Annotated in this window: 7 protein-coding genes; all 7 read right to left on the bottom strand. The window is 46.5% G+C overall.

The annotated features are described in order from the left end of the window. Position 1: 1 nt before the first annotated feature. Positions 2-3,619 carry an exodeoxyribonuclease V subunit beta gene (recB, locus tag QTN95_RS04685; RefSeq protein ID WP_331416529.1) on the bottom strand — a complete coding sequence of 1,206 codons (3,618 nt, stop codon included), beginning with the start codon at positions 3,617-3,619 and terminating at the stop codon, positions 2-4. Positions 3,620-3,915: 296 nt separating this feature from the next. After that, on the bottom strand, positions 3,916-7,374 hold the full coding sequence (gene recC / locus QTN95_RS04680) for an exodeoxyribonuclease V subunit gamma (protein ID WP_331416528.1): 3,459 nt from the start codon (positions 7,372-7,374) through the stop codon (positions 3,916-3,918). 170 nt (positions 7,375-7,544) lie between these two features. After that, a complete protein-coding gene (locus QTN95_RS04675; RefSeq protein WP_331416527.1) occupies positions 7,545-9,263 on the bottom strand; it encodes an ABC transporter substrate-binding protein in 1,719 nt (572 codons plus the stop codon). A gap of 115 nt (positions 9,264-9,378) precedes the next feature. After that, positions 9,379-9,651, bottom strand: coding sequence for a DUF2160 domain-containing protein (locus tag QTN95_RS04670; RefSeq protein ID WP_331416526.1), 273 nt, complete (start codon positions 9,649-9,651; stop codon positions 9,379-9,381). A gap of 10 nt (positions 9,652-9,661) precedes the next feature. Continuing rightward, a complete protein-coding gene (locus QTN95_RS04665; RefSeq protein WP_138970507.1) occupies positions 9,662-10,480 on the bottom strand; it encodes a carbohydrate ABC transporter permease in 819 nt (272 codons plus the stop codon). Positions 10,481-10,496: 16 nt separating this feature from the next. Next, positions 10,497-11,360 carry a carbohydrate ABC transporter permease gene (locus tag QTN95_RS04660; protein ID WP_269377628.1) on the bottom strand — a complete coding sequence of 288 codons (864 nt, stop codon included), beginning with the start codon at positions 11,358-11,360 and terminating at the stop codon, positions 10,497-10,499. Continuing rightward, positions 11,360-12,460, bottom strand: a complete 1,101-nt coding sequence (locus QTN95_RS04655; RefSeq protein WP_138970480.1) for an ABC transporter ATP-binding protein — start codon at positions 12,458-12,460, stop codon at positions 11,360-11,362. The genes QTN95_RS04660 and QTN95_RS04655 overlap by 1 nt, the downstream gene beginning before the upstream one ends. Positions 12,461-12,464 lie beyond the last annotated feature (4 nt).

Genomic DNA, 12,464 nt, shown 5'->3' with positions numbered 1-12,464 from the left:
ATCAAAGTAACTCCATCTGGCCTGCGCTATTTTGCTTCACATCAATCGCTTCACCATCGATCAGTTTGTCCATATCGATCAAAAACTCCAAGCTCGGTTTGGCACTAAATACACCATGGTCACTCGCGCCATCCATACCTCTCAAAAACAGGTAGTAAACTCCACCAAAATGCTGCTCATAATCATAGTTGGCGATACGGCTCCGCAAAAAACGGTGCAGTGCTAAAGCATAAATCTGATATTGAAGATCGTAGCGATGATCGGCCATTGCCGTTCTTAATGCATCGCCGTGATAGAAACTCACCTCATCGCCAAGGTGATTCGACTTCCAGTCAAGAACGTAATACTTACCTTGGTGTTCAAATACCAAGTCAATAAAACCCTTCAACATACCTTGAACGGTGTGAAAACCAAGGTCACCCGCTTTGGCTGACAGCGGATCATGGCGCTGAATCGTTCGGTTAAGTGCTGGAGCCGAAAGCACTTCAATCGGTAATAAGAATTCCATCTCAACCAGTCGTTGATTAGGGCCTTTTTGTTTGAGTAACAAAGATTTACCATCTAAAGGTGTCGCTAACACAGTATCGATAAGTTGCTGAAGGACAGGCAGCCAATTGATGTCTAACTGCTCACTTTCTAATAGCTGGAGAATAATTTCACTGTTTTCAATGCTGGTCGCAGGCAGAGTGAACTCAACCTCTTCAAATAAGGTATGTAAGAAGGTGCCAGGTCTTGCTCCTCGCGGAAAAGTAAAAATCGACATTTCTGGGTCGGCAATTTCGTCTTGATCCTGTTCATCGGAAGAATCAATATCGAGGTGCATCAGATCCGTGAAGGCTTCATCGCTATGATGAGAGCCCTGCTTTACCAATCCTGAATAGCTGGTAATCCGCCAGTTACGATCAATCTCATGACTCAGTTCACTGGCTGTCAGTGAATGTTGAGACTCATTTAGTAAGCTAAACGGTTGTAAATGCTGTTGGGGCAACGCTGAAAGCACAACGCAATTCAATCCATCCACTTGCTTTTGAATAGCTATGGTTAAATCTTGTATACCGCCCTGTTGACCATCCTGAAGCAAATGCCCCATCGCACTATTGTGAACCCCCGTAGGCTCTTTGGTTGAACGCCCATTTCTCAACGGAGACGTGCCAATAAAACAACCATAAACCGCACGAGTTAAGGCGACGTATATCAAACGCAGATCTTCTGCCAAACGCTCTTTGTCGGCCTGAGCAAGCGACGAATCCTGCTTAGCGATATCTAAAATGGTTCGATCTTGCTTAGCATCGTAATACTTGGCTTCACTTGCTTCTCGATGACTCATAGCAAAAGGCAAGAAAACAAGATCATATTCAAGACCTTTTGACTTGTGAATCGTCACGATTTGCACCAAGTTGCGTTCTGACTCCAAACGCTGAATTTGCTCCTCACTGCCTCCCAAACCATTTTGCGCATCACTGATTGCCTGAGCGAGCCAACGCAGCAAACCGTGGTCACTTTCCAGCTCTTGGCTCGCCTGTTGTAAGAGCTCGCCAATATGCATTAAGTCAGTAAGATTGCGCTCACCCGCCTCTTCTTCCAGCATACGTTCGGCAATATGACGCTTACTCATCACACTGCGCAGCATGGGTAGCACACCACGCTGACTCCATAGCTTGCGATACTCTTTGAATTCATTGATCGCACTTTCCCACTCATTCTCATCATTATTGAGCTTGTCGAGTGTTCCGGCATCAAGAGCAAAAATTTCTGAAGCGAGACTGGCACGCAAGGCACGGTCATTTTCAGGTGTAAGTACAGCTTGCAGCAAACGCTGAATATCTTGTGCGATCAAAGAAGTAAAAACGCTGTCACGGTTCGAAAGGTACACGCTCGCTATGCCCTGCTTGGCTAGCGCTTCTTTAACCATGCGACCTTCGCTACCTGTGCGAACTAGAACCGCTATATCACCGGCCTGTATCAGATGCTGCTTATCGCCATCAACGAAGTAAGCCCTCTGCTCTTGCGCCGCCGTTAGTACTGACTGTATCTGGTCAGCCGTCGCTCTGGCCATAGCTTGCAAATACTCACCTTTCGGTAGCGGTTTATCGTCAGCGTCTTGCAGCCAATAGGTCAGCGCAGGTTGCTTTTGGTCACCGATGAACCAAGTGCGATTTTGAGCATTAGGACTATGATTAACCGCAAGGAACGGAATGTCCTCATCATAAATAAATGGACTGGTCGGTAGTTCAAAAATCTGGTTTACAGCCGCCACCATATCTGCGCTTGAACGCCAGTTGGTTCCGAGGGTAAAGTGAGACGAAACCTGCTTACGAGCCTTGATGTATGTAAAAATATCAGCGCCACGGAAACCATAAATGGCCTGCTTAGGATCGCCGATCATGAACAACCCACATTGTGGATGGTTCAAATAAATACGGCTAAAAATACTGTATTGCAGAGGATCGGTATCCTGAAACTCATCAATCATCGCAACCGGATATAGCGTCCGAATACGCTCCGCAAGCAATTCTGATTCATCGCTATCAATGGCAGCAGAGAGATTAGTTAACAGGTCATCAAACGATAACCACTGTTTTTGCTGCTTCGCTTTTGCCAGCATAGAACGGCAATGCTCTATTGCATGAGCAAGAATCGGCGCTTTAAGAGTGATCGGATTGGCAACAAATTCTTCGATCGCCGAAAATACAAGATGCTCTGGCGCCCGCCCTTTTGGCGTTTTATCAAACAGTACCTGCTGAGAAAAACGCTCCAGCTTGTCTGGAGAGTCATAGCCCGTGGTATCGGACGCAGCCCAATGGTTGACCTCTTCCAGCCACGCTGGCAGGGATTTTTTGGTGTAGCTGCGTTTATTCACATCAGAATCATTGATGATGGCAAAAAAGTCATCCTGATGGCTTCGCCACAACTGTTTCAACTCATCAATACGTTCAAGATTTTGCTTATGCAGATCCGCCAGCGTGCCACTCATCGCTTTAACCGAAAGGCTTAACGGTGCTCCCGTTAAATAATTACTGATATCGCGCAGCAGGTCAGAAGGAGCGTTCCATAGTCGACGAACTTCACCCGCCAAGTTCAGTGGCAGTGGATAAAAATTTCGCCGCCAATAGTCAGCAACCACTTGTGCTTTAAGGTGGCTTTCATCCGTGACAAACTCATTATTAAATCGACTGCCTGACTCAAACGCATTTTGGGTCAGCATACGCTGACAGAAACCGTGAATGGTATAGACCCCGGCTTCATCCATTTGCCTCTCGGCTTGAAGCAAGATATCAGCCGCCTGCTTATGATCATGAACCTCTTCAAGCAGAGGTTGGATCACAGGGTCATGACTTGTCCCTCGAGCAAACGCCAATCGTGCATCATGAATCCTCGCTCGGATACGATCGCGCAATTCTGCCGTAGCCGCTTCCGTAAAAGTGACCACTAAAATCTGATCAACAGTTAAAGGGACTTGGTGCTTGGTTTCTGGATCACCATGACCCAAAAGCAATCTGAGGTATAAGCCAGCGATGGTAAATGTCTTACCCGTACCCGCCGATGCCTCGATAAGCCGGGCACCGTGCAAAGGAAAAGTCATGGCATTTAGCGGGGTCACCATCGACGTTGCTGTCATAAAAATTCTACCTTTCTAATCAAAACCCAAGATCCAAGTGTGATCTAGACTTAAAAATGATTGTAATTACGTTAAACGCCTAAATAGTTAGGACTTTATGGGATCTTTCTCACGGCAGAAGATTGTTCTAACCGCTAGTATCCGCGAAATGTGTTGAACAAGTGACGTTAACTTTGGATTTAACCGCACTTGTGAACAACCAACCGAATCATGGTCCCTCTGACCTGTGGCCGTACAGCGAACGCCCTACACAATAATGATTTACTGGCGGCCACCTACTTTCCTCATACTATCAATCACTCAACATCTTCACGATTTTTTGCGGTTAAGCGCGGAGCCTGAAGCACCAATGCACTCATCATTCGTACTTGTGCTGCCAGCTCGTCACTCCAGTTCGGCCAAACTCGCGCGATATAAGGATTATTACCTTCACCAGCAGCCATAAAGCTGTCATTAAATGTTTCCGCCATTTTTTTCAGCGACTTCTCTTCATCGTCTACCCAATTACCACGGCTAAAACCCGCTTCAACACACGCTAAGGCGGTTTTAGGGAAATAGCACAACGGCTGCGTCATACCCTGATAGAACAGACGGATCAATTCAGCTAATAGTGACTTAGCATATGTCGAATCATTGACGGCTGGGTAAACCAGATGAACCACGCCCTCTTTACGATCGTAGCCAATCATGTGAGTGGGCTTATTAATACCCATCGCTGACATTGAGAGATGATCAATCCACGCGGCGAGGTAGTCTTGAGCACGAATGCTTCCGCTACGGTAGCGAATCAATCCAGATTGATAGTGTTGGGTCAGCCAGCCAGTAAGGTTGACGAGTTTATCCTCTCCCAGCACATCGAAGCTGAGTTTGATTTCCAAATCCTCCTGCTCAGCACCACATAAGAAAGTTAATTTCTCGACCAATTCTTCAGCCTGAACGCGATTGGTTTCAAATTCAATATCACCGAACGCACCTACTGGCAGCTTGCCTTGAGCACGTTGTTGTTCAACAAAGCGTTTTATAACGGTTTGTGAATCTTGTTCACCTGCCAGTCGGTGCTTCAGCAAACTATCGAGCAGACCATCACGCATCTGATAGCTTTGCAGACCATTCAGTACGAAAGGCTCGTCATCTTCCATAACAGGCAGTGGCGGTTCAAATATTACTTTCAAACGGCGATTGAAAAAATACTGAACAGGTAAACGCCAAAAACGCTGCAACTCAACCAAATCCAATTCCAACGGATAAGTGGCATCGAGCAGATAATCCTCAAGCTGACGGTTAAACTCACCACCGCTTTGACCTTGTCTATTTGCAGCGGGCAGCCACTCTTTGGCATAGCTTGGCTGTTGACCGACAAATGCACTGGCGCTAAATGGCACCATAGAATGGCGGTGAATCAACCGACGAAGTAACCCATCTCCAGACGCATCACTAGGCAACGACTCATCGCCCTCCAAACAATAGTTTTGCTGACAATATTCTGTTAACTCAGACACCAATACCGACGGGACGCGCTCAGTATTGTCCTGAATCGAACGGCCAACGTAGCTAATGTAAAGCGTTTGCTGCGCTGAAAGTATTGCTTCAAGGAACAAATAGCGGTCATCGTCACGACGAGAACGATCGCCTGGTTTGGTTCGACCATTCATTAGATCGAAACCTTCTGCGGGCATTGAACGAGGATAAACACCATCATTCATCCCCAACAAACAGACAACCTTAAATGGAATTGAGCGCATCGGCATCAAGGTACAAAAATTGACTTGTCCAGCTAAGAAGCGCTGACTGACTCTCGTCCCTGCGAGTTTATTGTGTAGATACTGAGCCACGATCGTTGGCGCTAAGGTTTGCTCAAAGGCGGCATCAGTAAGTTGCTCTTTAAGATTGGCCAAAGTATCTCGAATCGATTTCAATGCTGCCTCACCTTCCAACTCGACCAAGAAAAAATCATCGAGCAATAAGGTGAGGACTTCACGCCAGCGATCAATTGACTGGGTGAGTTGCAGTTGTTGGCGATAATCGCTGATGGTTTCAATAAAGTGTGCCAGCTTACCCGCTAGCTCGGCCCCCATGCCCTGAACTTCATTATAAGGGGCGATCGTTCCTGATTGAGATTCAAACAAACCAGCGCTATTCGGCATCGCGTAACCAAGTAACATACGCTCAATGCCGAATTGCCATGTATTTTGTTCGGTTGCCGGCAATTCAAATTCCTCACTCGTTGAGGCGTTCAATCCCCAACGAATACCTGATTCCTCAACCCACTGCTTAGCTAAAATAAACTCATCTTCGCTTAATTCAAATCGTGCTAGTACTGCTGGAGTTTCGAGTAATTCCAACAGCTCTGACGCCAAACAACGAGTATTCGGTAAGTTAACCAACTGCATAAAGGCATTAAGGATTGGACTTTCTTGATCTGCGGTTCGGTCGGATATTGAGTAAGGAATAAATCGTTCGCCCGGTGCATTCCCAAATACCGCCTGTATCGCAGGGCTATAGGCATTAATGTCCGACACCATAACAATAATATCGCGTGGTTTGAGCGCCGGATCCGAATCGAACATCGCTAATAGCTGGTCATGAAGCACTTCTACCTCACGCATCGGGCTATGACAAGCATGCAAGGTCAACGACTTATCTTCCAAAACAATGACTTGCTTGTGTGTACTGGTCTCTAGTTGCTGGTCATTCTGGTGTTCTTCCAGATTGAGAATATCCGCTTGTAGATGGTGAAGTAGGCTATCTCGTTCGATATCAACAAAAGCTTCGATCTCGTTCGATTCAAGCTGTGACAACAAATACATGTTATCGCGCCCCAACTTACCCATAGAAGCCAACAGGCTATTGCCAACCGCGTCGGTATGCAGTTCGTCGATGACGTTCTCTTCTAAACCGCCTTTTAACTGTTCGCTTTCGCCATGCTGTTCGGAGTGATCCTGATTCCATACCACATGCTTACGATGCTTAGCCGCTAAACGAGCAAGGAATTTTCTATCTCGCACTTCTCCCCAGTAGTAACGACAAGGATTGGTAAACATCAGATGAACGTCGATATGCTCACCAATAGCTTTTAACGCATCCATATAGCGCGGAGGCAAAGAAGTGATACCAAACACAAATAAGCGTTTTGGCAGATGATCAAAACTCGCCTGGCTGCTCTCTAAGGTATCAATAAAGTGCTCATAAAGATTGGCACGATGGTAAGGCGACTGACCAAGAGCGACCGTATGATCATAAAGTGCCTGCCATAGGATAGGCTGCCACGGATGTTCGTCCTCGAGTTCAAACACCGTCTGCCCAGCCTCCCAAGCGGCTATCCATTCTGGACGATAGACGAGATAGCCATCAAAAATATCGGCTATTTTTTCAGACAACTGATAGAGCTTAGATTTGTCATCATCTTGCTCTAAATAGTGTTTGAGTGGTTCAAACTCCTCGCGCCCGAGTAACTCAGGCAAAATCAGCATCAATTTCCAAGTCATTGACTCTTTGTTGAATGCACTGCGTTTGGGTACGTCAGGTAGAACCTGAGTAAACATATTCCAAATAAAAGTAGCTGGCAGAGGGAACTCGATATTCGCTGCCACTCCAAACTCCTTGGCTAGCTCCATCTTTAGCCACTGAGACATCCCCGGGCTCTGAACTAAGATCTGCTCTTGCTCAAATGGGTTTGACAAAGGGTTAAGCCGTACAAGCTCGACAAGTAAGGATTTTAATATATCCACTTGATTGGAATGGTAGACAGTAAACAAAACACACTCACACTATTAATGCCGCAACTAGGGTGAGACTAGCACATGCAGCTAAATTTCGAGAGTGTTATAAGCGTATGATTTGGCTCGAATCAAAATACCCGCTCAAGCCTTAGACAGACAAGAGCGGGTAGGAGGGAGAAATTATCAACTCATTGTTAGAGAGCTAATTATTGAGCGATGAGATCTTTGTAAGCGATCGTTTTGCCTTGTGGCTTTTCATTGGCCAGCTTGGCTTTAGGCGCACCAGGTTGCGACAACCAGTACTGTGGATCTTTCTTCTCATTCAGTTTCGGACCACACTCACCTTGTGCACCACTACGCTCTAGACGCTGTAGTACACGGTCTTGTGCTTGCGCTAGACCATCCAATGCTTCCTGAGGCGTTTTCTCGCCACTTGCCGCTTCAGAAACGTATTGCCACCATAGCTGTGCTAGCTTCGGATAGTCAGGAACGTTGGTTCCCGTTGGCGTCCACTGCTTACGTGCATCACTGCGGTAAAACTCAACCAAACCGCCGAGTTTCGGCGCAACTTCTGTCATAGCATCAGAGTTGATGTCTGATTCACGAATTGGAGTCAAACCAACCAGCGTTTTCTTCAAACTCACGGATTTCGATACCACAAACTGAGCGTATAACCACGCTGCCTGACGGCGGTCAAGTGGTGTGCTGTTTAGGAATGTCCAAGAACCTGCATCCTGATAACCCAGCTTCATGCCTTCTTCCCAGTAAGGACCACGTGGCGAAGGTGCCATACGCCATTTTGGCGTACCATCTTCATTCACGACCGGTAGTCCAGGTTTGGTCATGTCAGCAGTAAAAGCGGTGTACCAGAAGATTTGCTGAGCAATGGAACCTTGCGCCGGAACTGGACCTGCTTCACCAAACGTCATGCCCTGAGCTTCTGGTGGCGCGTACTGCTTGAGCCAGTCTACGTATTTGGTTGTCGCATACACTGCGGCTGGGCCATTGGTTGCACCGCCACGAGCGACATCTGAACCGACTGGTTTACAGCCTTCAATACGAATGCCCCACTCGTCAACCGGTAGACCATTTGGAGTACCCTTATCGCCAGCACCAGCCATTGAGAACCATGAGTCAGTGAAACGCCAACCTAGAGAAGGATCTTTCTTACCGTAATCCATGTGTCCGTACACAGGCTCACCATCGATAGTCTTCACTTTATCGGTGAAGAACTCTGCAATATCTTCATACGCAGACCAGTTCAATGGAACACCGAGTTCATAGCCGTACTCTTTTTTAAACTTGGCTTTTAGATCTTCGCGCTCAAACCAGTCCGCACGGAACCAGTATAAGTTCGCAAACTGCTGATCAGGAAGTTGATACAATTTACCGTCAGGCCCCGTTGTGAAATCCAAACCAATAAAATCAGGCAAATCCAAATATGGGTTAGTAACGCTTTTTCCTTCACCAGCAATGAAGTCTGAAATAGGTACAACTTTTCCGTAACGAACGTGAGTACCAATTAAGTCGGAATCGTTAATGTAGCCATCATAGATGTTACGGCCAGTCTGCATCTGAGTTTGTAGTTTCTCAACGACGTCACCTTCTTGAATTAGGTCATGATTCACCTTAATTCCGGTAATTTCATAAAATGCTTTCGCCAAAACTTTCGCTTCATACTCGTGCGTTGTGATGGTTTCAGAGGCAACATTAATTTCCATACCTTGGAAAGGCTTAGCAGCATCAATGAACCACTGCATCTCTTGCGTTTGTTCCTCTTTCGACAGTGTCGAAGGAGTAAACTCTTCACTCATCCACTTTTTCGCTGCTGCTATATCAGCCAATGCAGCTGGAGAGATTGCAGCAAGCGCAAATGTCAGCGCCAAACTACGTGCAAGGTAAGACTTTTTGATATCCTTTTTCATTCTTGTGTAACTCCAGTTATGAGTATTCTGTCTCTTACGTTATTGATTACGCTCATGACCCTGTGACTATGACTTACTGTCAGCTTGGTCAGGAGCACATGTCAGTCAGTTGTTGTTATCCCCATTTCAAAACCGTACCCAGCCAAACTACGCAGATCGTAAATGGCACCCAAATTGTCAGTTCAGTAAACCCAATAAATCCCAAGTGGATAAAAGCGGAGCTTAATAAACCGATAAACAGCCGATCACCACGAGTGGTTGTGATCGGAAGGAATCCTTTGCGCTCAATACATGGTGTACGAATTTCTCGAACCGTCATCGTGAGCAAGAGCAGAGCTATTCCTAGGAAGAACAGTGCTGAAGGTGTAGTCCATGCCATCCAAGCCATAATGTTTCTCCTATACTCGACCTAACGCGAAGCCTTTCGCGACATGATTTCTAACGAACCAGATAACCAAAATACCCGGTAAGATGGTCAGTACCCCAGCCGCAGCCAACACACCCCAGTCAATACCCGACGCGCTCACGGTTCGAGTCATAACGGCTGAAATTGGCTTGGCCTCTACGGATGTCAGCGTACGAGCAAGCAACAGCTCGACCCAACTGAACATGAAGCAGAAAAAAGCCGAGACCCCAATCCCCGAACGGATCATCGGCAAAAAGATTTTGATGAAGAACTTAGGAAAGCTGTAACCATCAATGTAAGCGGTCTCATCGATTTCGCGGGGAACACTCGACATAAAACCTTCCAGAATCCATACCGCAAGAGGCACATTGAACAGACAGTGCGCCAATGCGACCGCAATATGGGTGTCAAATAAACCAACCGAAGAGTAAAGCTGGAAGAATGGCAGCAAGAACACGGCTGGTGGTGCCATACGGTTGGTTAACAGCCAGAAGAACAGGTGCTTATCACCGACGAACTTAAAACGAGAGAACGCATAAGCAGCAGGCAACGCAACCGTTAAGGTAATAACCATATTCATCACTACATAGATGATCGAGTTGACGTACCCCATATACCAACTAGAGTCGGAGAAAATGGTCTGATAGTTCTTAAACGTCCAGTTCTCAGGAAAGAAGCTCAGGCTTCCTAATATCTCTTGGTTTTCTTTAAAAGACATGTTGAGCAGCCAGTAAATTGGCAGCATCAAACAGATGATGTAGAACGCTAGCCCGACGATCTGTGTGTATCGGGTGTATGTTGATTTTGTCATCGCCATTGTTGTTTCCTTACTTGCTTTCACCGTGCGTCATTGCGGTGTAGAACACCCAGCTCACCAATAGGATGATCAGGAAGTAGATGATCGAGAATGCCGCAGCCGGACCAATATCAAACTGACCAATCGCCATTTTGGTGAGTGTCTGACTGAGGAATGTGGTTGAGTTACCAGGGCCACCGCCAGTTAAAACAAACGGTTCGGTGTAAATCATGAAGCTGTCCATAAATCGGATCAGAATGCCGATCAGAAGAACGCTCTTTAACTTAGGTAGCTGAATGTAACGAATGATTGACCATGTCGATGCTCGGTCGATATTCGCAGCTTGATAGTACGCATCCGGAATCGCGCGCAGCCCCGAATAACACAGGAGTGCTATCAATGAAGTCCAGTGCCAGACATCCATCAGAATCACGGTCAACCACGCATCAATTGGATTGCCTGCGTAGTTGTAATCCACCCCCATACCATTGAGAGCCCAACCAAACAGACCGATGTCTGCACGGCCAAAGATCTGCCAAATGGTCCCTACCACGTTAAGCGGGATCAGCAGAGGAATGGCCAGTACAATTAGGCAAAAAGCAGACCAGCGACCTTTGGTTGGCATGGTCAAAGCAACGATGATACCTAGCGGTACTTCGATGAGCAGAATGGTAAAAGTGAATCCAAACTGGCGCACAAGTGCACCGTGCAACCTTTCATCATTGAGAATCTCACGATACCACTCCGTGCCGACGAAATAAGCCGTATTGGCGTCAAAGATATCTTGTAGCGAGTAGTTCACTACGGTCATAAGAGGAACAATGGCACTGAAAGCCACCAGCGCAAACACTGGCAGGACAAGAAACCATGCTTTATTGTTTGAAACCTTATCCATTACTCTTCCCCTACATTGACTAAAAATTCATCGACATACAGCATGGTCCATTGCTCTGGGAAGCTGATATAAGCGTGTTTATCAGGCACCGGCTGATCTTCTTGTAAGCGTGCTTTGATCTGCTTAGAGCCCAATTGCAAGGTGACGATTTTGTAGGTACCAAGGTCTTCGACATGGAGCACTTCACAGCTCAACGCCGACTCATTACCTTTCTCCCATACGTGGACAAACTCAGGTCGAATGCCGATTTTGATGTTATCGCTCCCTGCCTGAGAGATGGCGTGGCGGTAAGATTCAGATAGTGGCACTTCTACATCATCAAACCGAACGCCATTTTCCGTTGGAGTGACTTCCATTAAGTTCATCCCCGGGCTACCAATGAAGTAACCAACGAAGGTGTGATTTGGTCGTTCAAACAACTCACGCGGCGTTCCAAACTGAACAATCTGACCGTTGTACATCACGGCAATTTCATCAGCGAAAGTGGACGCCTCAAGTTGGTCATGAGTCACGTAGACCATAGTGATATTGAACTGCTGATGAATCTGTTTGAGCTTGCGGCGCAGCTTCCATTTCAGTTGCGGATCGATAACCGTTAACGGTTCATCAAACAGAATCGCCGAAACATCATCTCGAACTAAACCACGCCCCATAGATACTTTCTGTTTTTCATCCGCCGTGAGATGCTGGGCTTTTTTAGACAACACATTAGTCAGCTCCAGAATCTCTGCTATTTCAGTCACCTTGGAATGTATTTTGGCTTTATGAACCTTCATATTGCGCAGTGGGAATGCAAGGTTGTCGTACACCGTCATGGTGTCGTAAATCACCGGAAACTGAAAAACCTGAGCAATATTGCGATCTTGAGGACGAAGTTCGTTCACCCTCACATCATCAAACATCACATCCCCTTGAGATGGGCTCATTAAGCCAGAAATGATGTTGAGCAAAGTGGATTTACCACAACCAGAAGGCCCTAGTAACGCGTAGGCTCCTCCTTGTTTCCAAACATGGTTCATCTCTTTGATGGCATAAGTCGAAGAAGACGTGGGCTTCTTATCATAGGTGTGAGCCAGTGAATTAAGTGTAATTTGAACCATGAAC

Origin of the sequence: Vibrio sp. M260112, assembly GCF_036533775.1 — a bacterium.
GTDB lineage: Bacteria > Pseudomonadota > Gammaproteobacteria > Enterobacterales > Vibrionaceae > Vibrio.
This window is presented reverse-complemented; position numbering and strand designations above follow the sequence as displayed.